Below are 21,308 nucleotides of genomic sequence, written 5' to 3'. Positions count from 1 at the left end.
GTGTGACACGCAATCTCCTGGTTGGTGAGCAAGGGCAGTGGCGAGGGCAACCAGCCTTCTGGTGCGTCTTGGGTCGTTGAGGTTGGCGTGACCAAACTGTGCCTGCGCCCAGTGCGCCGGTTGAGTGAAGGGCATGTTAGAACCAGGGAAGAGAGCGATGAAAGGTTCAGATCACGCAATGGGAGATAAGTTCAAAAAAAATCCCCAAGCGATGCTTGGGGATTTTTGTATAAGAGACAGCCTGCCGGACCCTTTCAAAGGTGTACTACTGACCAATCAGATGGAGAAGCTGGAACCACAGCCACAGGTGGTCGAGGCGTTGGGGTTGGTCACGGTAAAGCGGGAGCCTTCCAGACCTTCGGTGTAGTCCACGCTACCCCCAACCAGATACTGCAGGCTCATGGGATCGATCACCATGGTCACGCCGCTCTTCTCGACCACGGTATCCCCGTCGTTGATCTTTTCGTCAAAGGTGAAACCGTACTGGAAACCGGAGCAGCCCCCCCCAGTGATGTAGACCCGCAACTTGAGCTCGGGATTTTCTTCTTCGGTAATCAAGGTCTTTACCTTGTTCGCCGCCGCATCCGTCATCTGGATTGGCAACGGGGCTTCTGCTACTGCACTCATTACTGACCTCACAACCATTAGATCCACAAACATGGAAACCGCGAAATTATCCAATACCCGACCATTTAGTTCAAGTATTCACCACTCTCTTACTGCACCACGGGCAAGGGGGCTGGTTGAGTCACCAGGGGCTTGAGTACCTCGCTCCACTCCGCCACCAACTCCTGGGCCGGCTGGCGCCCCTCCTTGGCGATGATGATCCTCACCCGATCTGGAACAAAACCTGTCGGCAATTGCCAGTTGCCTTCCAACAGCTGGAAGTAGCGCAGTGCATAGCGCCCCTCCCCGACCTTCATGCCAAGCTCACGCCCGCTGAGGATCCTGGGCTTGTCTACCAGACTGCCTTCGACCCTGATTTGTACCTGGCCCCGGAACAGCTCCCGCTTCTTGGCGGGCTGGGTCAGGGCAAGACGATAGTGATAGCGACCCGGCACACTGGTTTCCTGCAGGGTCAGGTTGTCGATGGTCACCCCCACCTGATCACCGGTAGGGCGCATGATACGCTCGAAGAAGGCCAGCTGGCGCTTCTGCTCCTGAACCTGGGCTTCCTGATCCTTGAGGGTCTTCTGCAACTGTTCGAAGGCCGCCTTCTGGGTCGCCAGCAAGGTATCCTTGACCCCCAGATCCGTCTTGAGCTGGCCGATGGCCTTGCTCTGCCGCTCCAGAGTCTCCTGCTGCACCGTCAGCAGACTGCTCTGGGCCAGCTCTTGCCGATTCCCGATGAAATAGCCGATACAGGCCCCCACCGCCAGCACCACCAATACCTTCACGATTTGGGACATAGGGCCTCTTCTATTAGCATGCCATACCACGGCCTGTTTCCCTTCACTATACGCGACCTTGCCGGATTGATATGGATAAACAAGGAGTTAACTGGCAGCCACGCTGCCGTCTCCCCGCTTTTGACGCGCCGCAAGCCGTAAAGTTCGCTCCAGGATCTGGGAATAGATGGGGCGCCCTCCCAACCACTGCGCCACCAGGGTGGCCCCTATGGTGGTGATCATCATGGGCAGGATCAGCTGATAGTTGTCCGTCATCTCGGTCACCAGCACTATGCCGGTGATGGGGGCACGCACAGTGGCGGCAAAGAGCGCCCCCATGCCGGCGATGGCGAAGGCGCCGGGCTCTATGCCCAGATCGGGAAAGGCCGCATGGAACAGGTGGCCGAAGACCACCCCGAACAGGGTGCCGAGTGCCAGGGTCGGGGCGAAGACGCCGCCGGGGGCGCCCGAACAAAAACAGACGAGGGTGGCGATCAGTCGCACCGAGAAGATGAGGAAGAGGGTTGCCATCCCATAGTTACCCCCCACCAGATGAGGGATCAACTCGGTTCCCCCACCGGTCACCGAGGGGGCAAACAGCGAGAGCACGCCGAAGGTGCCTGCCACCAGCATGCCGATGGCAACGAAGCGGTGACGCTTGTTCTGGTGCAGAGCCAGATAGCCATCCTGACAGGCGAGCACCAGCTTGTTGAACACGAAGCCCAGCACGCCGAAACAGCCTCCCATGAAGAGGAAGAGCCAGAGCGCCTTCAGGGCCGGGGCGTCGTAGTGGGGCAGGCTGATGACAGGCGCCTGCCCCTTCATGTTCTGCAGCATCAGGGTCGCCATGACGGCCGAGATCCCCACCGCCTTGATGGCGAGGAAGGAGTAACGGAACTGCGGCCGCATCTCCTCCATCACGAAGAGTATCCCCGCCAGCGGCGCGTTGAAGGCGGCGGCAAGGCCTCCCGCCGCCCCCGCCGCCAGCAGGGCATGACCATGCTCCTTCGGCAGCCGGAAGATATCCGCCACCATCTTGCCAAGGTTGCCGCCGATCTGTACCGAGGGTCCCTCCCGCCCCAGTACCATGCCGGAACTCAGGGTGCAGATGCCGCCGAAGAACTTGACCGGCAAGACCCGCCACCAGCGCACCGGGCGCAGCTCGTCCATGGCCCCCTCGATCTCGGGAATGCCGGAGCCACCCGCTTCCGGGGCGAAGGTGTGAGTGAGGAAGTAGCCGACAAATCCCAGCAGGGCACTGAAACCAAAGCCCAGCAGAACGAGTTGCCACCAGGGGCGATCCGCCAGCAGCAGGACTCGCTGCTGTGCCAGCCAGTGCACACCGGATTCAAACAACCCGCAGACCAGTCCGGCCAGAACCCCGACCAGGGCGGCCAGCAAGAGCACCAGCAGCGGCATCTTGTCCCGCCGGATCAGGCGCTGCAGGGCAGGAGGGCGGCCTTGTGTGGTCGCCTCGTGAGGGGGGATAGCTTGTTGCACCATGAGTATTCACGCTCATCTAACGAGGGTCGGAAAACACCCGGCCTCGGCTCGGCTGCCCAGCACAGGGCCTTTCTGCTATAGTCGGCCCGTTTCATTAATCACGGGTGCAGACCGGGAGTCCGGGTGGCGAGAGCGCAAAGCATACTCCTCCCACCGCAGCCTGCCGAGCCGCTATCGACCGCCTGCGCCCGGGTGACGACCAAAATCCCATTAAGGATGATCCATGTCAAAATCAGATCAGCTGTTTGAACAGGCCCGCCAGACCATTCCGGGCGGCGTCAACTCACCGGTCCGCGCCTTCAATGGGGTCGGCGGCACACCCCGCTTCATCGATCACGCCGATGGCGCCTACCTCTATGACGTGGACGGCCAGGCCTATGTGGATTACATCGGCTCCTGGGGCCCCATGCTGCTGGGTCACAACCACCCGGCCATCAAGGCCGCCGTCATCAAGGCCGTTGAGAAGGGGCTGAGCTACGGCGCCCCCACCGAGATCGAAGTGCTGATGGCCGAGAAGGTACGCCAGATAGTCCCCTCCATGGAGCAGGTGCGTATGGTCAACTCCGGCACCGAAGCCACCATGAGCGCCATCCGCCTCGCCCGTGGCTACACCGGCCGCGACAAGATCGTCAAATTCGAAGGTTGCTACCACGGCCACGCCGACTCCCTGCTGGTGAAGGCAGGTTCAGGCGCCCTGACCCTGGGCCAGCCCAACAGCCCGGGCGTCCCGGCCGACTTTGCCAAACACACCCTCACCTGTGTGTTCAACGATCTGGACTCGGTGCGCGAGGCCTTCACCCAGTACGGCAGCGAGATCGCCTGCATCATCGTCGAGCCGGTGGCGGGCAACATGAACTGCATCCCGCCGGTGCCCGGCTTCCTGGAAGGACTACGCGCCATCTGCGACGAGGCCGGCGCCCTGCTGATCCTGGACGAAGTGATGACCGGGTTCCGCGTCTCCCTGCGCGGCGCCCAGGGTCATTACAACATCGACCCGGATCTGACCACCCTCGGCAAGATCATCGGGGCCGGCATGCCGGTGGGCGCCTTCGGCGGCAAGAAGAAGGTGATGCAATACATAGCCCCGACCGGCCCCGTCTATCAGGCGGGCACCCTCTCCGGCAACCCGGTGGCCATGGCTGCCGGTCTGACCATGCTGGACCTGCTGCTGGAGCCGGGTCTCTACGAGCAGCTGAGCGCCAAGACGGCGCGCGTTGCCGAGGGGCTAAAAGCGGCCGCCGCCAGGCACGGCATCCCCCTTGCCATCAACTACGTGGGCGGCATGTTCGGCTTCTTCTTCACCGAAGAGACCGAGATCACCCGCTATGAGCAGGTGACCCACTGCGACATGGAGCGCTTCAAGCGCTTCTATCACCTGATGCTGGAAGAGGGTGTCTATCTGGCGCCGAGCGCCTACGAGGCCGGCTTCCTGTCGCTGGCCCACGGTGACAAGGAGATCGAACACACCCTGGCCGCCGCCGAGCGCAGCTTCGCCAAACTGGCGGGCTGAGCCCTGCCAGCATGAACCAAGGGCCCGCGAAGGGCCCTTTTTTGTTGCCTCTGTGTCTCCCCCTGCCAGAGCCCCCTTCTGGTGCAGCCTCCTCTCTCTTCTCGCCGGTGTTTGCCACTTGCTGGTGCATTCGCGGCCACACTAGCTGTCATAAAGCGGGCCCACTATTTGCACTGCCTTACTCAGGAGCCCACTTTACCGAGGTCCATATGGCAGAGATGAGCCCCATCGATGTGCTGCGGCGCTATCAGGAGTACGAAACCGAGTTGACCCCCCTGTTGCTGGGACTGCTCACCCTCCCCCAGGAGGCCCTCAAGGGCTATCCCTTCGTGCTGAGCGTGCAGAGCCTGGGCCAGAGCCAGGCAAGCGCGAGGATCCTGCCCCCCATTCCGGCCCCCCAGGGGCAGTTGCGACTGAGGGTGCAGGGTCATGGTCGGGAGCTTGAGATCAATTTGCACCAGCTGATCGCCTGGCTGATGGGGGACAGGGAGCGGCGCCGCGCCATCCCCTGGTTCAGGGCCGTCTACGTGATCCTGAGCCTGGCGCTGTTTCTCATCGTGGGAACCCTGATCTGGCATGGCCTCGAGCAGCTCTATCTGCTGCTGTGCGGCACCCAGCAGAACCGGCTCGGCGCCTTCAGCGCCATCATCTTCCTGACCCTGGCCCTGGCGGTGTTCGATCTGGGCAAGACCATATTGGAGGAAGAGGTGCTGCTGCATAAGGACATCTTCCGCCACAGCGCCATTCGCCGCACCATCACCCGCTTCATCGCCGCCATCCTGATCGCTGTCTCCATCGAAGGGCTCTTGCTGCTGTTCAAGGGATCCCTCGGCCAGAACGAACTGCTCTGGCCTGCGGTGGGGGTGATGGGTTGCGCAGTGGGATTGCTGTTGGCGCTGGGGCTCTATGTCTTCCTCGGGGCCAAGGCCGAAGCCGCCCTGGTCACCTCCAGTCAGCGGCCAGCGGCGGCCCCGCAGCAAGCGCCACTAACCAGGCGGCATGGCCGGATCAGGCGGGCCGGATAAACCTTCACCAGCCTCTGGACGTCGACTAGCTGGCGGCACCGGCCAGCCGAGACTCGGGCTGACGGCGCGCCGCCTGCCAGGAGGCGTACATGGTCCATGAGGTGTAGATGACGATGAAAGCCACCAGCCATTTGAGCATCTCCATGTCCATGGACTGTACCAGCATGGCCGCCAGTACCACGCCGATGGGGCCGAAGAGGGCCACCGCCAGCACGGCCCTGGCATCGAAGGCCCCCTTGCGGATGAAGGTGCCCGCCGAGAAGACGCTGAGCACGGCGGTTGAGCCCATCATGATGGGGAAGGCCGCCAGCGGGTTCATCCCCAGCAGATAGACCAGCGTCATGCAGGGGGCGAACAACCCTATGCCCACATTCATCAGCACCCCGAACAGGAAGTTGCCGAGCAGGGCTATTCCCAGCTTGTAGCCACTGAGCCCCATGGCCTCGCCCCCGAGGGGGAACAGACCCAGCAGGCCGGCGAAGATGAGCCCGGCCACCACCAGCAGGGAGACAGCCATCACCAGCCGGATGGTCTGGCGATCGAACGAGGCCACATGACGGGCCCCCCAGGCGGCGCCCGCGGCGGCGGCGGCCATCATGCTGATGAGGGTGAGCGGATCCACCTTGACCACGCCGATGAAGATGAGGGACTGGGTGACCGTCGGCAGCACGCACTGACCGTTGAGGGTGCCCGGCAGCAGGCGATCGTCGATCAGCTTGAACTGCTTGTAGCAGGCGGTCTTGACCGCGAAGCTGCCGACTCCAAGGGTGTCGAGAAAGTTGGCGACGAAGCCGATGGCCGCCACCGGCCAGAAGGGGGTGGACTCCAGCTCGCCCCGGCGCCGCTTGTGCCACCAGGCATGGATCAGCATGAAGATAAAGACCAGGGCGCAACCGATAAACAACAGGCGCAGAAAAGTGACAAGCATAGGGGGACCTCCAGCAACGGGCGGCGATTCTAAGGCAGCCCACAGAAAAAATCCTGGTCTGGATCACGCTTTCATCGGATGCAAACGTTTGGTCCCGTCAGTTTCTGATGGTAAAGCTCGAATGACTCTGCCAATACTTGTCGTTGAGGGCGCAAGCCCGCACTCATCGGGCGTAGTCCTGGTCATTTCGCGACGACCACAGCACCGATGGGCATAAGCAAAAGAAGGCGGTCACCCGCCTTCTTTTTATTGCCTTCCGTCATCCCGGCCGCAACGGCCTCAGGAGATCCAGCGGGGCAGTCTGGGAGCCAGGCGGTCGATCAGCCGATCCGACAATGGGGTCAGCAGCAAGGGCGGCAGGCAGATGAGGGTGAGGCAGAGGGCACCAACATAGACATCCGTCAGCCAGTGGGCACCGGCGAGGATGCGGGGGGCCGAGAACAGGGGCACCATCAGCACGGCGATCACGGCAGCCCGGCGCGGCAGGTAACGCAGGGCAAAGCCGGCGAAGATCATCAAAAACAGCGCATGATCACCGGGGAAGCTGTCGCCCGCAGAGTCCTTGGTCGGGATGGTGCTGAGCTCGGTCAGCCGCAGTGCCCCGTCCACCATCAGGGTGGGGCTGGGACGGCTGACCGGCAGCTGGTGGCCGAGCTGATTGATCACCAGGGCCCCCAGCAACATGACGATCCCCATGGCTACCAGGCGACGGCGCGCCTCACCTTGGGCCCGGAAGAAGCAGATGGCCAGGATCAGCCCCATGCAGCCCAGGGCGACCAGATCGAACAGGCGATTGTTGGTGATGGCCACCAGATCGGCCCAGCGGGCGGATTCACCCAGCCAGCCATTGACCAGTTGGAAGGTGGCGAGATCCCAGTGATCCCAGGGGCCATGACCCGGCAGGGTGGCCCAACTGAGGGCAATCAGGCCCCCGATCAGATAGAAAGGTATGAACTTGCTCATGCCGAGTCTTCCTTCAAAAAGCGGTGATTCTAGGTCAGCCTCCCGGTGACGTGAATCACAAAAATGTAAGAGTTCATGTAACAAACAATGCTCTATTGAATCTTGTTTATACCCGCCCAGCCACCCCCGGATGCGGGAGCGGCCAGCACCACCTTGGCGCGCCAGGGGCTTGCGGCTAGTATGAGGCTCCTTTTACTCAGGATGATGGCTATGCGCAGCTACCTTCGCATGATGTTGTTTGCCCTCGGTTTGCTGGCGGGCGTGCAGATACCGGGGATCGTCGATCTCTACTACCAGCGGCTGGATGCGCGCCTGCAGCAGGCCAGCCTCGGTCTGGCGCCCTTCCAGCGCACCGCGGATCAACACTTTGGCGGCGATCTCGACGCCCTGGTCGCCCATTACGGCGCCAGCCAGGATCCCGTCTTCACCCAGGATGCCACCAGCCTGCAGCAGCTGGTGAGCCAGCAGCGCCACCTGCAGCAGGAGCGCGCCTTCCAGGATAGGCCCTGGTACCTGCAGCTCTCCCACCTGCTGTTGCAGGCGGACTCCCAGCTCTGGCAGGACACCCTGCGCAACTACGGCTATGTGGTGCCCCTCAAGCAGGCCGCCATCTTCTGCGGTGTGGCGGCGGGGCTGTTCGCCTCCCTGCTGGGGGATCTGCTGCTCAGCCTGCTCCTGCTGCCCTTTCGCCAGCGCCAGCCCGCCCCCCGTCACGCCCTGCGCTGATCCCTAGCCGTCTCAAGCAACAGGGGCCGGCGGCCCCTGTTGTCGTTCTCCTCCCGAAAGCGCTACTCGAAGGGTTCGAGATAGGCCTCGATGGCCTTCTTCAGCCAGGCCAGCACCTTGCCGTGATGGGCGTTTTCCGACAGATAGACCCCGTAATCGCGCCACTGCAGGCTGAACTTGTGCTTCAGGGTCAGCAGTTCCCCCTGGCGCAGCTGGCTCTGGATCAGCGGTGAGGGCAACACCGCCCAGCCGAGACCGTCCAGCACTGCATCCCGCATCAGCTCGAAGCTCGACAACCCTATGTGCTGGCCGCCGATGGGGAGCAGGCTCTTGACCGAGAACTCGTCCACATAGGAGAGGGTGACCTGGGTCTGATCGGTGAGATCCTGCTGCAGCACCCGTTTCAACCCCGCCAGCGGGTGGCTGGGCGCCACCACCATCAGGGTGCGGATGGGGTTGAGCACGTCTATGTTGAGGCCGCTACGCTCCTGATCCTCGGTGATGAGGCCGAAGGCGGCATCGACAAACCCCTCCTCCACCAGAGCCGGCAGTTCGGGGGGCGAAGCCAGCACCAGGGAGATGCTGGTACCGGGAAACTGGTGGCGCAGCGCCCCCAGCATCTCGCGCCAGACCGGCTCGGGGATGGCGTCGTCCCGCGCTACCCGCAGCGCCACCTCGGCGCCCGAGGCGTGGTGCTCGCACTTGAGCTTGAGGCTGTTGGCCGCCTGCAGCAGCCGCCGGCAGTCGTCCAGCACCTGCTCCCCTATCTCGGTGAGTCGGCTCTGGTTGGCCCCTCGTTCAAAAAGGTCGACGCCAAGCTCGACCTCCAGTGCGGCGATCGCCGTGCTGACTGCGCTCCGGCTCTTGCCAAGGCGTCTGGCGGCATTGGCAATGGAGCCACTGTCTGCTGATTCTACAAAGAGTTGTATCTGATAAAGCTTCATGGTCGCGCTCTGGTGGCAGCTTGTTCCATCTTCACCTTACGCCGCCCCCCTTCCCCAAGGCAAATCGTCAGCGCCAGAATTACCGACGCTCAGCGATGCCCAGCTCTGCCCCAGCTGCGGCTATCCTCTCCCTCGTCGCAGCAACAGAAGGAAACCCCATGTTATTCAGTCCCCTGCTTTTGGCCCGCCTCTTCCTGACGGGGGCCATCCTGACCGAGGTGGCAGGCACCTCCACCATGGCTCTGATCCCGGAGAGTGAGACCGGCTGGCTCCACCATCTGCCGATGTGGCTGCTCATCGCCCTCTCCTACCTGCTGCTGGCCAAGGCCGCCAAAACAATCTCCATTGGTATTGCGTTCGCGTTGTGGGAGGGGCTGGGAATCGCCCTGATCACCGCCGTCTCCGTGCTGTTCCTGGGCTACGAGCTGAGTGTGCAGGAGTGGATCGGGCTGGCGCTGGCAATAGTGGGCATTGTTATGGTGACCCTGGGAGAAACCCATGCCGAGCCGGTTGATGCAACTACGGCCAAGGAGCTCCCATGCACCCGTTGATCATCGTCCTGGGCGCCGCCCTGCTGGATGTGGGGGCCAACATGGCCATCAACCGCTCCCTCGGTTTTCGCCACAAGGGCTGGGGCCTGCTCGGCATACTGCTGGTGCTCTGCGCCTTTACCCTGCTCAGTGAGGCAGTGAGCACCGGCAGGATAGATCTCGCCGTGGCCTATGCCACCTGGGGCGCCATCGGCATCCTGGGCACCGCCCTCGGCGGCCTGCTGCTGTTTGGCGAGCACCTCAAGCCCGTCGGCTGGGTCGGCATCCTGGTGATGGCCATCGCCGTGGCCCTGCTGACCACGGCCTGACGGACGGCCTGACCCCATGAAAAAGCCGCCCGGTGTTCGCCGGGCGGCTTTTTTACGCACTCATGCAGCGGCACAGCCCGCTCATGCCGGCTCGGCAGCGACCTCGTAGAGCTCCAGCGGCAGGCCGTCCGGGTCAGCGAAGAAGGTGAAGCGACTGCCGGTCAGCTCGTCCACCCGTACCGGCTCCACGGCCACCCCGTGGCGCTCCAGATGGGCGATGACGGGATCGAGCGCCTGCACCCGAAACGCCAGGTGCCGCAGACCGCACGCCTCCGGCCTGGAAGGGCGCGCAGGGGGTGTGGGAAAGCTGAACAGCTCAAGCTGGCTGCCATCCGGCAGCGCCAGATCCAGCTTCCAGGAGTGGCGGGCCTCCCGCAGGGTCTCCGCCAGTATGGGCAGCCCCAGCACCTGGTGGTAGAAGTGGCGCGAGCGCTCATAGTCGCTGGCGATGATGGCCACATGGTGAATGCCGCCGAGCAGGGGAAGTGTCATGACAATCCTTGTAAAACGGGCAGCCTGGGCTGCCCGTTTTCGTCAGTTGAAGAAGCCGCCGAACCACTGATCCAGCGCGTTGACCGGGTTGGATACCGGGCTGGCGCAGCTCATGGGCTCGCTCAGTCCCGCCAGCTTGGCCGGCACCTGCAGGCTGCCGGGACAGTCGCTGGCCACCCGGGCGCCGCTGCTGCGGGAGAAGCTGGCCCAGCTCACCCCTTCCGGCATCTTCAACCCCAGGCTGTTGACGCCGCGCTGGCTCATGTAACCGCTGAACAGCTGCAAGGCACCGCTGGCCCCGGTCAACCCGGCGGGCTGGTTGTCATCCCGACCGACCCAGATGCTCACCAGTTCGTTGTTGTCCATCCCGGCAAACCAGGAGTCCCGCAGCTCGTTGGTGGTCCCTGTCTTGGCGGCCATGGTGGCGCCGGGGAACTTGGCACCGAGCGCCCGGGCCGTGCCCTGGCTCACCGTCTTGGTCATGGCGAACAGGGTCAGCCAGCTGGCCTGGGGATCCGTCACCCGCTTGGCGGTCTCGTCATGCTGATAGAGCTGGCTGCCATCGCCGTTCACCACGGCGCGGATCGCCGACAGCGGCTGGGTCAGCCCCTGGTTGGCGATGGGCAGGTACATCTGGTTCACCTCCATGGGCGAGAGCGCCACCGCCCCCAGCACCAGGGAAGGATAAGGCTGGATCTCCTGCTGGACCCCCAGCTTGTGCAGGGTGTCCACCACCTTGTCGAGCCCCACCTGCAGACCCAGGTTGACGGTCGGCACGTTGAGGGAGCTGGCGAGCGCCTCCATCAGCGGCACGCTTTGGCGGAACTTGCGATCGTAGTTCTGCGGCGTCCAGATCTGGCCATCCTGACCGCGGATACGGATCGGCTGATCTTTCAGCGGCGTGCCCAGGGTCAGGCCGTTGGAGAGACCGGTGAGATAGACAGCGGGCTTCACCAGGGAGCCTATCTGGCGACGGGCATCCAGCGCACGGTTGAAGCCGGCGTAACGGGGATCCCGTCCCCCCACCATGGCGACCACCTCGCCCTTGTGCCAGTCGGAGACCACCATGGCCGCCTCCAGCTTCTTCTTGCCGCGCTGCTTCTCTATGGTGGCGAGGCCGGTCTGCACCGCCTGCTCGGCGGCGTGCTGGGCGATGGGATCCAGGCTGGTGAAGATCTTGAGGCCGGACTGCTTGAGCAGATCCGGGCCGAAGCGGTTCTGGATTTCCCGCTTGAGCAGCCCCATGAAGGCCGGGGTGCGGCCATAGCTCATCTGGCCCCGGGTGATGATGCCAAGGGACTGCTTGCTGGCCAGCTCATACTCGGCCTGAGTCAGGCTGCCGTGCTCCATCAGCAGTTTCAGCACCAGATCCCGGCGCGCCTTGGCCCGCTCGGGGAAGCGCCAGGGATCGTAATAGGAGGGTCCCTTCACCATGCCCACCAGCAGGGCCACCTGATCGATGTCCAGCTCGTTGACCGGGATGCCGAAGTAGAAGTAGGAGGCGAGCCCGAATCCATAGACCCCCTGGGAGAAGTTCTGCCCCAGATAGACCTCGTTGAGGTAGGCCTCCAGGATCTCGTCCTTGCTGTAGCGGTAGTCGATGAGCACCGCCATATAGGCTTCCTGCGCCTTGCGCCACAGGTTGCGCTCCCGGGTCAGGAAGAAGTTCTTGGCGAGCTGCTGGGTGAGGGTACTGCCCCCCTGTACGGTACGACCCGCCAGCAGGTTGGCTACCATGGCGCGCATGATGGCCACCGGCGAGACGCCGCCGTGCTGGTAGAAGTCGCGATCCTCGGTGGTCAGCAGGGTCACCAGCAGGCTGTCCGGCACCTCGGCGATGCGCACCAGCAGGCGATCTTCCCGATCCTCTGTGTTGAGGCGGTCCAGCAGCACAGGGTCCATCTGGGCATAACCTAGCTGACGCTGGTTCTCCAGGGACTGGATCCCCTCCAGCCGCGCACCGTTGAAGGTGAGGCGCAGGCCACGGGCGCCGTCGGCGCCGTCATGGAACTCGAACGGACGGCGGACCAGCTCGATGCGGTTGCCGTTGACCGCGTACTCCCCCGGGGTGTGGGGCTGGCGCACCTGCTTGTAGCTCAGCATGTTGAGCTCGCGCAGCATCTGGGTCTGGGAGAGACGCTGGCTGGGGTAGAGCTCCAGCGGGCGGCTGTAGACCATCACGGGCAACTGCCACTTCTCCCCGTCGAAGCGCTCGCGCACCTTGGTATCGAGGTAGATACCAAAGACCACCATAAAGGCCGCCACCACCAGGGAGAGCTTGAAGCCCAGCCAGAACAGGGTGCGCCAGATGGTGCGCTTGGGCGCCGCCTTCTTGGGGGGGCTCTTGCGTCGTTGGGTTGCCATAATTCCTCTTTGCTTTCCTTTCTACTTGTGATGTCGCATTCGCGAACGTCCGATCGGGCTTAACCCATCGAACCTAGATACCCATCTTTTTCTTGGTGACCTTGGTCGGCATGGCCTCCAGAGGGTTGTCCGGCCAGTAGTGACGGGGGTAACGCCCCTTCATCTCTTTCTTCACCTGCTCGTAGGAGCCCGCCCAGAAGGCGGCGAGATCGGCGGTGATCTGCAGCGGCCGCTGGGCCGGGGAGAGCAGCTCTACCACCAGGGGCACACGGCCATCGGCCACGCAGGGGGTCGTACCCTGACCGAACATCTCCTGAATGCGCACCGGGATCACCGGGGCCTGCCCCGGCTGATAACGGATCCGTACCCGGCTGCCGGTCGGCGCAGCAAAGTGACTCGGCAGCGCCTCGTCCAGCCGTTTTGGCAAGGGCCAGGGCAGGGACTGGCGCAGTAGATCGGAGAGGTTGAGCCTTTTGAGTTGCTCCAGCCGAGTCATGCCGCTCAGGGCAGGCAAGAGCCACTCCTCCAGCCGGGCCAGCAGACTCTCGTCGTCCATGGCGGGCCAGCCCTCGTCCGGCAGCCAGTCACGGGCGCAGCGCAAGCGGGCCAGCAAGCCTTCGCTGCCCTCGTCCCAGGGCAGCACCTGCAGCCCCTTGCGACGAATGCCTTGCAGCAGGCAGCGCCCCTTCTGCTCGTCGGAGAGGTCCGTCAGCGGCCGCTGGCCAAGCACCAGTTCGCCGATCACCTGCTGGCGCTCGGCCCGGACCCGCTCTTCCCGCTCGTCCCAGTCGAACCACTGGCGCTCGCTCACCAGCTCCGGCAACTGGCGCACCAGCTCGTCCAGCGCCACCGGCTCGGCGATGAAGATGCGGCTGCCACGATCGTTCTGCCCCATCTCGATGGCGATCAGGGCCCCTTGTCCCTGACATGGGTGACCTTCTACCAGATCGCAGCCGATCCCACCACTGAGTTGATAGCGGCTGCCGCTGCGCAGCTTGCCTATCCGATCCGGCCAGGCGAGGGCGCACAGCAACCCCAGCCACTGTCCTTGGGCGCCGGCAGGGCGGGCCCCCAGGCGTTCGAACCAGCGGGCTGCCCCCTGACGCAAGGCCCCCTGGCGGCGATGGAAGAGCACGGAAAGGCGCTCAGATCCTCGCAGATCTTCTTCCAGCAGCGCCACCAGGAATGCCGCATCGGCGACAATCCCTGTCAGACCCTCGGCCTCCAGCTCCCGGGCCCGCAGCAGCATGCGCGCCAGCCGGGGATGAGTGCCGAAGGCGGCCATGGTGCGGCCGGCCGGGGTGAGTTGTTGCTCAGTCTCCGGCTTCATGGCGCCAAGGGCCACCAGCAGGCGCCGGGCGCTCGCCACCGCAGGGGCGGGGGGCATGTCCAGCAGCGGCAGGCTCTCCACCCTGGCCCCCCACTGGGCGGCGTCCAGCAGCAGGCCGGTCAGCTCCTGGGTGAGGATGTCCGGCGGGCTCTGCTCGGCGAGGCGCTCCTGTACCTCGGCGCTCCACAGCCGGTAGCAGACCCCGGGGCCGAGACGGCCGGCACGGCCGGCACGCTGGGTGGCGGAGGCCCTGGCAATCTGACGGGTCTCCAGCCGGGTGACGCCGCTTCTCAGATCGAAGGTGGCGCGCCGCTCCAGCCCGCTGTCGATGACCACGGAGACCCCCTCTATGGTGAGGGAGGTCTCCGCCACATTGGTGGTGAGCACCAGCTTGCGGCTCCCCGCCGGAGCGGGCTCGATGGCCGCCTGCTGCACCGCCATGTCGAGACGACCGTAGAGGGGGGCGAGGCGCACGTCATCCGGCAGGCGCCCTTCCAGCCACTGGGCGAGCCGCTCTATCTCCCCCTGTCCCGGCAGGAACACCAGGGCGCTGCCCCCGTGGTCCGCCAGCGCCTCCAGCACCACGGCGCCCACCTGGGGCTCCAGCCACTGCTGGCGATTGGCGGGGCGGTAGTGGTAGTCGATGGGAAAGCCGCGCCCCTCGGAGCGGATGACGGGGGCGTCCGGCAACAGGGCCTCCAGCGCCATGCCGTCCAGGGTGGCGGACATGATGAGCAGCTTGAGATCATCGCGCAGCCCCTGCTGGCTCTCGATGGCGAAGGCCAGGGCGGTATCGGCATGCAGGCTGCGCTCGTGGAATTCATCGAAAATGACGAGCGAGACGCCACTAAGCTCGGGGTCTTGCTGCAACATCCGGGTCAGCACCCCCTCGGTCACTATCTCGAGTCGGGTCTGGCCACTGGCCCGGCTCTCGCCGCGCACCCGCAGCCCGATGCGCTCCCCCACCTTCTCCCCGAGCTGGCGCGCCAGAAAGCCCGCTATGTTGCGCGCCGCGAGGCGGCGGGGCTCCAGCATGATGATGCGGCCGGGCAGCCGGTTTCGGCGCACCAGCTCCAGGGGCAGCAGGGTCGACTTGCCCGCCCCCGGGGGGGCCTGCAATATCACGCTGGCGTGGCTGTCGATGGCATCAAACAGCTCGGGCAGCACAGAGACGATGGGGAGTAGGGACAAAGCGGCAAACACCTTACGTTAGCGACCTTAAAACGGCGCCCATTCTGCCATAGCATTCGCGGCCACCGTGAGCAGATGTCGCCGGCACAGGCGATGGCAGGATGATCATCATGACCGTCCTCCCATTCGAACCATGGATATAAACGGGATAACAGGATGGCGAGACATGGCAGCGATGGCTGCCATAGAATGGCGCCATGTTATGAGCGTAAAAAGGCATCCTCACCAAGATGGCCAAACTTTTCTTTGCCCTGCCCCTGCAACAGCTCGCCCCCGAGCTTATCGACTGGCGAGATCAACGCCCCTGGCCCGGCCAACCTGTGCCGCAAGCCAACCTCCACCTGACGCTGGCCTTTCTGGGTGAAGCGGATCAGGTCACCACTGCCCGCCTGATGGCCGCCGCCGAACGTCAGCACTGTCCGCCCCTTGTCATCACCCTCGATGAAACCGGTTGGTTCAGCCGCGCCAAGGCTGCCTGGGTGGGGCCCAGCGAGTGGCCAAACGAGCTGAACGTGCTGGCCAGGGCCCTGCGTCGTCACGGCGAGAAGCTGGGGCTTGGCAACGGGGAACAGGGCTACCGCCCCCACGTCACCCTGTCGCGCAAGGCTGGCGAGGCCCCGGAGGCGCTGCCCGCCCCCTATTTTGTGCTGCAGGTGGACAGCTTCTGCCTCTACCAGTCCGTCAGCACTCCGCAGGGGGTCAGCTATGACCCCATCGCCTGCTGGCCCCTGCGTGCCCGCGTCAAAGCAACAAGCAGCGAGGAGCTGACTCCATGATCTTCGATCCCCCTCTGCAATCCGGTCAGCTCATCGCCCGCTACAAGCGCTTCCTGACCGATGTGCAACTCGACAATGGCGAGCAGATCACCATTCACTGTGCCAATACCGGCGCCATGACGGGTTGTGCCGAGCCGGGTACCCGGGTCTGGTACTCCACCTCAAGCAATCCCAAGCGCAAGCTGGCCCACAGCTGGGAGATAGCCCAGAGCCCGGCGGGCCACTTCATCTGCGTCAACACGGCCCGGGCCAACCAGGTCGCCCGGGAGCTCATCGAGCAAGGGGCGCTGGCCCCGCTGGCGGGTTATGCCAGGCTGCGCACCGAGGTGAAATACGGGGAGGAGAACAGCCGCATCGACCTGCTGCTGGAAGACGATCACAGGGCAAGTTGTTACATAGAGGTGAAATCTGTCACCCTGCTCGACGAGCGGGAACAAGCGGGCATGGGTTACTTCCCCGATGCGGTCACCACCCGTGGCGCCAAGCACTTGCGTGAATTGATGGCCATGAAGGCGGAAGGGCACAGAGCCGTGCTGCTGTTCATGGTGTTGCACTCCGGCATCGCGAGAGTGCGCCCTGCAACCCATATAGATCCGCACTATAGTCAGCTTGTTGAGCAGGCGATGGCGGCAGGGGTTGAAATTTTATGCTATCGCCCCCATGTTGGGGTGCAGGGCATGGTGGCTCAAGATTTTATTCCATTTGAATCTGACCACATGCTACCCGAGGGCTGAGAATAAATGTGGAAGTGGGTAACATTATTGACAAGGCTTGTTTGCCTCCCGTTGACCCTTCTGCTATAGATACCGCCCTCAATTTATGGATGGCACGGGTAGCGTGCTGAATTAGGAGACAGGGCATGCCAACAGGCGAAAACAGGAAATCTCTGGGCCCCCTGGCCATTGCGGGTGTAGAGCCTTACCAGGTAAAAGCCGGTGAGGAGTACATGAATGACCAACAAAAGGTTCATTTTCGCAAGATCCTGGGAGCCTGGCGCAACCAACTGATGCAGGAAGTTGACCGCACCGTCGACCACATGAAGGATGAGGCTGCCAACTTCCCGGATCCGGTCGATCGCGCCGCGCAGGAAGAAGAGTTCGCACTCGAACTGCGCACCCGCGACCGTGAACGCAAGCTGATCAAGAAGATCGAGAAGACCTTGCTGCTGCTCGAAGAAGACGACTTTGGTTACTGCGAACATTGCGGTATCGAAATCGGTATTCGTCGTCTGGAAGCCCGTCCGACTGCCGACCTCTGTGTCGACTGCAAGACGCTGGCTGAAATCAAGGAAAAACAGATGGCTGGCTGATGCCGCCCATCGACATGGACAAAAAAGGGAGCTCGCGGGCTCCCTTTTTTATTGAGCTTTTCCCACGACCATCCCAGAATGCAGCCTCAATGCATCGTCTACCCGAATTCCCATGGCCATGACCCCCTCCTCCCCTGTCCGACCCCATGTGGGCCGCTTCGCCCCCTCCCCGTCCGGTCCGCTCCACTTCGGCTCCCTGGTCGCCGCCCTTGGCAGCTTCCTGCAGGCGAGATCGCAGCAGGGGCGCTGGCTGGTGCGCATCGAGGACATAGATCCACCGCGGGAGATGGCCGGGGCCAGCGAGCTCATCCTCCAGACCCTGGAGGCCCATGGCCTCGGCTGGGATGGGGAGGTGATGTATCAGAGCCGGCGCCATGGGCGCTACGACGAGATCATCGAGGGGCTCTACCGGGCCGGGGATCTCTACTGGTGCCGCTGCACCCGGCGCGAGATCATGGCGGCGGGCGGCTTCTACAACGGCCACTGCCGCACTCTCGGGCTGACCGCAGAAGGCTGCGCCGCCCGCCTGCGCCAGCATCATCCCGTCTACCACTTCGAGGATGAGTTGCAGGGCCATATCGCTGTGCCTGCGGCGCTCGCCGAGGAGGACTTCATCGTGCGCCGCCGGGACGGGCTCTACGCCTACAACCTGGCGGTGGTGGTGGATGACATGGACAGCGGCATCACGGAGATAGTGCGCGGCGCCGATCTGCTGGAGCCCACCGTGCGCCAGATTGCCCTCTACCAGACCCTGGGAGCGGACGTCCCCGCCTGGGTGCACCTGCCGCTGGCGGTGCTGGCGGATGGCAACAAGCTGTCGAAGCAGAACCATGCGCCGGCGCTGGCACAGGATGACGTCAGGCCCGCCCTGTGGCAGGCCCTCGCCTTCCTAGGCCAGTGCCCGCCGCCTTGCTTAAGAGAGAATACCGTCGACGAGATCATCGCCTGGGGCATTGCCCACTGGCAGCTGGCGCGGGTTCCCCGCCAGCAGAAGATAGTGCTGGGGGCCAGGTAAACCGGCACGCAGAGCAAACGCAGGCCGCCGCGTCATTTATGTCACCGGGCCCGAATCGGGGAAGCAGACCGCAGCGTTTCTCATTTGGTCGGGCCTGAGCTATGATAGGCCGCTATTTTTTGGCCTCCCGTCAATTTGAAGTCATGAAGAGGTGTACCATTTTTTCCCAGATCGCAAACTTTTGCCGCAAGGTGCTCGGCAAGGAAGACGGCGAGCAGTCGATAGAGTCTCCCATTCCAGCCCGTGTCGCCGGTCAACGCCGAACCTTGAGCCGTGACCAGCACCCTATTTCGCGCAAAGAGATCAGCGAGAATGCGCTCAAGGTGCTCTACCGCCTGAACAAGGGTGGCTACGAAGCCTACCTGGTGGGTGGCGGCGTCCGGGATATTCTGCTCGGGAAGACGCCAAAGGATTTCGACATCGCCACCGATGCGACGCCGGAGCAGATCAAGGCCTTGTTCAGCAACTGCCGCCTGATCGGCCGTCGTTTCCGCCTGGCCCACATCGTCTTTGGTCGTGACGTGATCGAAGTGGCTACCTTCCGTGGTCACCACCATCAGGTCAATACCAGCAAGCACGTGTCGGCCCAGTCTGATGAAGGCATGCTGCTGCGTGACAACGTCTACGGCACCATCGAAGAGGATGCCGAGCGCCGTGACTTTACCGTCAACGCCCTCTACTACAGCGCCAAGGATTTCACCCTGCACGACTTCGAGGGTGGCATCGAGGATCTCGCAGAGCGCAAGCTGGAGCTGATCGGCGACCCCGAGACCCGCTACCGGGAAGACCCGGTGCGCATGCTGCGCGCCGTGCGCTTCGCCGCCAAGCTGGAGATGACCATCAGCCCGCGCACCGCCGCCCCCATCCGGGAACTGGCGCCGCTGCTGCAGGACATTCCTGCCGCCCGCCTGTTCGAGGAGACCCTCAAGCTGTTCCTGGCCGGTGACGGTCTCGCCACCTACAAGCTGCTGCGCGAATACGGGCTGTTCCAGCCCCTGTTCCCCCAGGTCGCCGCCCTGTTCACCCCCAACGGCAACTCGCCCTACGAGCAGTTCATCGAGCTGGCGCTGATGGATACCGATACCCGGGTCCGTGAAGAGAAGCGCGTCACCCCGGCCTTCCTCTATGCCACCCTGCTGTGGGGCGCCGTCGAGGCCCGTGCCCGGGTGCTGGAAAACGAGAGCGGCCTGCCCTGGCACGACGCCTTCATGCTGGCCATCAACGAGGTGCTGGATGCCCAGGTGCGGATCATCGCCGTGCCGCGCCGCTTCACCACGGACGTGCGCGACATCTGGGCCCTGCAACAGCGCCTGACCCGTCGCCAGGGTCGTCACCCCGAGCGCGCCATGGAGCATCCGAAGTTCCGCGCAGCCTTTGACTTCCTGCTGCTGCGCAACCGGGTAGAACGGGGCCTCGGCGAGCTGGCCAGCTGGTGGGAGCGCTATGTGGCCTCCAACCCGGATGTGCGTCCGCAACTGCAACGGGAAGCAACCCGCCGCCCGGCGAGCGGTGAACGAGCCCCGGCGGCCGAGCCGCGCGGAGACGGTGAGAAACGTGGCAGCAACAGCCGCAACCGCCGTCGCCCCCGTCGTCGCAAGCCGAAAGCGGCAGAATAAAGGCCATCCGATGATCGAGGTCTTCGTTGCCATCGGATCCAACCTGGGCAATCCCGTCGCCCAGGCCAGGCAGGCTGTCGCCGCCCTGGGCAGGCTGCCGGAATCCCAATTGCAGCAGGCCTCGCAGCTTTACGGCAGCCGCCCCATGGGCCCTGCGGATCAGCCGGACTACGTCAATGCCGTGGTGCGGCTTCATACCCGGCTCGGCCCCCTGGCTTTGCTGGATCAACTGCAGAAAATCGAGCGGGAACAGGGACGTGTGCGCAAGGACGAGCGTTGGGGTCCAAGAACCCTGGATCTGGATCTGCTGCTGTACGGCGAGCAAGTCATCCAGCATGAACGCCTGATCGTTCCCCACTACGGCATGAAGGAGCGGGAGTTCGTCCTGCTGCCCCTTGCCGAAATCGCCCCCGCCCTGGTGCTGCCCTGCGGCACCCCGCTCACCGAACTGGTTGCCCGCTGCCCGCGCAATGGTCTCGCGATCCTTGCAGGCGCGGCGGGTGAGTAGACGAGTAGGAGCAACGCAATGAGCAAGATCACCATCACCGCCCTGCAGAAGATGAAGCAGGACGGACAAAAAATCACCGCCATCACCGCCTATGATGCCACCTTCGCCAAGCTGTTCGACGACGAAGGCGCCCAGGTGCTGCTCATCGGTGATTCCCTGGGCATGGTGCTGCAGGGAGGGGACGACACCCTGGCCGTCAGCATGGATGAGATGGTCTATCACACCCGCTGCGTGGTGCGTGGCGCCAGCAAGGCGCTGGTGGTCACCGACATGCCGTTCATGAGCTATGCCACTCCCGAGCAGACCTACCAGAACGCCGCCCGGCTGATGGCCGCCGGCGCCCGCATGGTGAAGATGGAAGGGGGCGACTGGCTCTGCGAGAGCATTCGCCACCTGACCCGCAACGGCGTGCCTGTCTGCGGTCACCTGGGGCTGACCCCGCAATCCGTCCACGTGTTTGGCGGCTTCAAGGTGCAGGGGCGCGACGAGTTCCACGCCCAGGAGATCTACCGTCAGGCCCTCGAGCTGCAGGCCGCGGGCATCCAGCTGCTGGTGCTCGAATGCGTGCCGGTCGCCCTGGCCGAGCGCATCAGCAAGGCCCTGCGCATCCCTGTCATCGGCATAGGCGCGGGCCCGGCCACCGATGGCCAGATCCTGGTGATGCACGACGCCTTTGGCATCACCTCCGGCTATGTGCCCAGGTTCACCAAGAACTTCCTGGCCGAGACGGGTGACATGCGCGCCGCCATCCGCCTCTATGTACAGCAGGTGAGCGAGGGCACCTTCCCCGGCCCCGAGCACTGTTTCAGCTGATCCAGGCCTCATGAACGGCAACGGGGGCTAGGCCCCCGTTTCGCATCC

The 21,308-nt window shown here is 63.9% G+C and carries 22 protein-coding genes; 12 read left to right on the top strand and 10 right to left on the bottom strand.

Annotated elements, in window-relative coordinates; genetic code table 11:
- The 4 genes from ACB030_RS18340 to clcA form a co-directional block, all read right to left on the bottom strand.
- Positions 1 to 135, bottom strand: a 135-nt coding sequence (locus tag ACB030_RS18340; RefSeq protein WP_371161807.1) for a transposase DNA-binding-containing protein, incomplete at its 3' end; no start/stop codon positions are given.
- Between the two features lie 141 nt (positions 136 to 276).
- Complete coding sequence (gene erpA / locus ACB030_RS18335; RefSeq protein ID WP_025328177.1) at positions 277 to 627, bottom strand: iron-sulfur cluster insertion protein ErpA; 351 nt, start codon at positions 625 to 627, stop codon at positions 277 to 279.
- A gap of 89 nt (positions 628 to 716) precedes the next feature.
- Positions 717 to 1,409, bottom strand: a complete 693-nt coding sequence (locus tag ACB030_RS18330) for a DUF6776 family protein (protein ID WP_371161804.1) — start codon at positions 1,407 to 1,409, stop codon at positions 717 to 719.
- An 87-nt stretch (positions 1,410 to 1,496) separates the two neighbouring features.
- Positions 1,497 to 2,891, bottom strand: coding sequence for a H(+)/Cl(-) exchange transporter ClcA (gene clcA / locus ACB030_RS18325; RefSeq protein WP_371161802.1), 1,395 nt, complete (start codon positions 2,889 to 2,891; stop codon positions 1,497 to 1,499).
- A 223-nt stretch (positions 2,892 to 3,114) separates the two neighbouring features.
- Between clcA and hemL the strand changes: the two genes are divergently transcribed.
- Together hemL and ACB030_RS18315 are read left to right on the top strand one after the other, a co-directional pair.
- Positions 3,115 to 4,401 (top strand): glutamate-1-semialdehyde 2,1-aminomutase, encoded by a 1,287-nt coding sequence (gene hemL / locus ACB030_RS18320; RefSeq protein WP_371161800.1) that lies wholly within the window; start codon positions 3,115 to 3,117, stop codon positions 4,399 to 4,401.
- 209 nt (positions 4,402 to 4,610) lie between these two features.
- Positions 4,611 to 5,426: a hypothetical protein gene (locus ACB030_RS18315; RefSeq protein ID WP_371161798.1), complete on the top strand. Its 816-nt coding sequence runs from the start codon at positions 4,611 to 4,613 to the stop codon at positions 5,424 to 5,426.
- A gap of 25 nt (positions 5,427 to 5,451) precedes the next feature.
- On the opposite strand, the gene ACB030_RS18310 is transcribed toward ACB030_RS18315, so the two are convergent.
- Together ACB030_RS18310 and ACB030_RS18305 are read right to left on the bottom strand one after the other, a co-directional pair.
- The gene (locus tag ACB030_RS18310; RefSeq protein WP_371161796.1) at positions 5,452 to 6,354 is read right to left on the bottom strand and encodes a TSUP family transporter; all 903 of its coding nucleotides are present in this window, start codon (positions 6,352 to 6,354) and stop codon (positions 5,452 to 5,454) included.
- A gap of 279 nt (positions 6,355 to 6,633) precedes the next feature.
- Positions 6,634 to 7,317 carry a phosphatase PAP2 family protein gene (locus ACB030_RS18305; protein ID WP_371161794.1) on the bottom strand — a complete coding sequence of 228 codons (684 nt, stop codon included), beginning with the start codon at positions 7,315 to 7,317 and terminating at the stop codon, positions 6,634 to 6,636.
- Between the two features lie 210 nt (positions 7,318 to 7,527).
- Here ACB030_RS18305 and ACB030_RS18300 point away from each other — a divergent pair, with 210 nt between their 5' ends.
- Positions 7,528 to 8,043, top strand: a complete 516-nt coding sequence (locus tag ACB030_RS18300) for a DUF2937 family protein (RefSeq protein ID WP_371161792.1) — start codon at positions 7,528 to 7,530, stop codon at positions 8,041 to 8,043.
- Positions 8,044 to 8,105: 62 nt separating this feature from the next.
- Here ACB030_RS18300 and ACB030_RS18295 read toward each other — a convergent pair whose 3' ends face one another.
- The gene (locus ACB030_RS18295; protein ID WP_247625585.1) at positions 8,106 to 8,987 is read right to left on the bottom strand and encodes a LysR family transcriptional regulator; all 882 of its coding nucleotides are present in this window, start codon (positions 8,985 to 8,987) and stop codon (positions 8,106 to 8,108) included.
- 158 nt (positions 8,988 to 9,145) lie between these two features.
- Here ACB030_RS18295 and ACB030_RS18290 point away from each other — a divergent pair, with 158 nt between their 5' ends.
- Together ACB030_RS18290 and ACB030_RS18285 are read left to right on the top strand one after the other, a co-directional pair.
- Complete coding sequence (locus ACB030_RS18290) at positions 9,146 to 9,538, top strand: multidrug efflux SMR transporter (RefSeq protein ID WP_371161789.1); 393 nt, start codon at positions 9,146 to 9,148, stop codon at positions 9,536 to 9,538.
- The gene (locus ACB030_RS18285; protein WP_371161787.1) at positions 9,526 to 9,846 is read left to right on the top strand and encodes an SMR family transporter; all 321 of its coding nucleotides are present in this window, start codon (positions 9,526 to 9,528) and stop codon (positions 9,844 to 9,846) included. The genes ACB030_RS18290 and ACB030_RS18285 overlap by 13 nt, the downstream gene beginning before the upstream one ends.
- A gap of 81 nt (positions 9,847 to 9,927) precedes the next feature.
- Here the strand turns inward: ACB030_RS18285 and ACB030_RS18280 are convergent, their stop codons facing one another.
- From ACB030_RS18280 to hrpB, 3 genes are all read right to left on the bottom strand, one after another.
- The gene (locus ACB030_RS18280; RefSeq protein ID WP_371161785.1) at positions 9,928 to 10,338 is read right to left on the bottom strand and encodes a VOC family protein; all 411 of its coding nucleotides are present in this window, start codon (positions 10,336 to 10,338) and stop codon (positions 9,928 to 9,930) included.
- A gap of 42 nt (positions 10,339 to 10,380) precedes the next feature.
- Complete coding sequence (gene mrcB / locus ACB030_RS18275; RefSeq protein WP_371161783.1) at positions 10,381 to 12,702, bottom strand: penicillin-binding protein 1B; 2,322 nt, start codon at positions 12,700 to 12,702, stop codon at positions 10,381 to 10,383.
- Between the two features lie 73 nt (positions 12,703 to 12,775).
- On the bottom strand, positions 12,776 to 15,223 hold the full coding sequence (hrpB, locus tag ACB030_RS18270) for an ATP-dependent helicase HrpB (protein ID WP_371161781.1): 2,448 nt from the start codon (positions 15,221 to 15,223) through the stop codon (positions 12,776 to 12,778).
- A gap of 230 nt (positions 15,224 to 15,453) precedes the next feature.
- On the opposite strand from hrpB, the gene thpR reads away from it, so the two are divergent.
- From thpR to panB, 7 genes are all read left to right on the top strand, one after another.
- Positions 15,454 to 15,999 (top strand): RNA 2',3'-cyclic phosphodiesterase, encoded by a 546-nt coding sequence (thpR, locus tag ACB030_RS18265; protein WP_371161779.1) that lies wholly within the window; start codon positions 15,454 to 15,456, stop codon positions 15,997 to 15,999.
- Positions 15,996 to 16,733, top strand: a complete 738-nt coding sequence (sfsA, locus tag ACB030_RS18260; RefSeq protein ID WP_371161777.1) for a DNA/RNA nuclease SfsA — start codon at positions 15,996 to 15,998, stop codon at positions 16,731 to 16,733. Before thpR ends, sfsA begins: the two co-directional genes overlap by 4 nt.
- A gap of 125 nt (positions 16,734 to 16,858) precedes the next feature.
- Entirely contained in the window at positions 16,859 to 17,308 is a 450-nt protein-coding gene (dksA, locus tag ACB030_RS18255) for an RNA polymerase-binding protein DksA (protein ID WP_005329052.1), read from the top strand.
- A gap of 112 nt (positions 17,309 to 17,420) precedes the next feature.
- Positions 17,421 to 18,323 (top strand): tRNA glutamyl-Q(34) synthetase GluQRS, encoded by a 903-nt coding sequence (gene gluQRS, locus ACB030_RS18250; protein WP_371161775.1) that lies wholly within the window; start codon positions 17,421 to 17,423, stop codon positions 18,321 to 18,323.
- A gap of 143 nt (positions 18,324 to 18,466) precedes the next feature.
- A complete protein-coding gene (gene pcnB / locus ACB030_RS18245) occupies positions 18,467 to 19,939 on the top strand; it encodes a polynucleotide adenylyltransferase PcnB (protein ID WP_371161773.1) in 1,473 nt (490 codons plus the stop codon).
- A 10-nt stretch (positions 19,940 to 19,949) separates the two neighbouring features.
- Positions 19,950 to 20,447 (top strand): 2-amino-4-hydroxy-6-hydroxymethyldihydropteridine diphosphokinase, encoded by a 498-nt coding sequence (gene folK / locus ACB030_RS18240; RefSeq protein WP_371161771.1) that lies wholly within the window; start codon positions 19,950 to 19,952, stop codon positions 20,445 to 20,447.
- An 18-nt stretch (positions 20,448 to 20,465) separates the two neighbouring features.
- A complete protein-coding gene (gene panB / locus ACB030_RS18235; protein WP_371161769.1) occupies positions 20,466 to 21,260 on the top strand; it encodes a 3-methyl-2-oxobutanoate hydroxymethyltransferase in 795 nt (264 codons plus the stop codon).
- Positions 21,261 to 21,308: the final 48 nt, after the last annotated feature.

This window comes from Aeromonas sp. S16(2024), from assembly GCF_041403065.1.
In the GTDB taxonomy this organism is placed as follows: domain Bacteria; phylum Pseudomonadota; class Gammaproteobacteria; order Enterobacterales; family Aeromonadaceae; genus Aeromonas.
Note: the sequence above shows the minus strand (reverse complement) of the source record. Positions and strands in the feature narration are given on the sequence as shown.